1 protein-coding gene is annotated in these 605 nt (G+C 40.7%); it reads right to left on the bottom strand.

What is annotated here, in order from left to right:
- Positions 1–311 (bottom strand): hypothetical protein (locus PL77_RS29910; RefSeq protein WP_156152620.1); only part of this gene is annotated, 311 nt, incomplete at its 3' end.
- Between the last annotated feature and the right edge of the window lie 294 nt (positions 312–605).

Here is a 605-nt window from a genome sequence, read left to right as displayed (position 1 = left end):
TCTACTTGCACTGCTTTGGCTTCTTTACTCAAGTCATTGAGATGGCTACCCAGCTTAAACATGGCTACAGAAAGACCAACTACTACAGCGGTAAGTGCCACGTAGGGATTGGAGAGTAGCTCCAGAGCTCTACCCACCCCCGGAATCTCATTGGTGATTGCACTGAAGGCTTCAATATTCTTTGCCTTGAAGCTTCCTAACTTTCTATTCATAGTGTCTACGCCTTTGGAAACACTCTTTTTTGCTCTTCCTATTCCTTTAGAAAGACGATCTTTCATTTCTAAAATGACCTGTATTTTGCTTTTCGACATCGTGACCTATTTTATAATGTACTGAATTTCTTTATCTTTGTAATGCAGGGTTGACTTGTCAACGTAGTGCGCGTCTGGCTGGTGACGACCAACGCACGAGATACGCTTTGGATTACCGCCTTAGAAAGTAATGACCCCGTTAAAATCACCAAGGGCTTCATTTTGAAGCCTTTTTTATTGTATTGGAATTCCTGTTCTGAAATCTTCAAGATTCTTTTTCCCTTGATTAGGATACCAAGTCCTTATAAAGTATTCACCACTAGAGGAAATTTCTGTTTCTACTATCATCACTCT

Source organism: Flammeovirga sp. OC4 (genome assembly GCF_000812565.1).
Classification (GTDB): domain Bacteria; phylum Bacteroidota; class Bacteroidia; order Cytophagales; family Flammeovirgaceae; genus Flammeovirga.
Note: the sequence above shows the minus strand (reverse complement) of the source record. Positions and strands in the feature narration are given on the sequence as shown.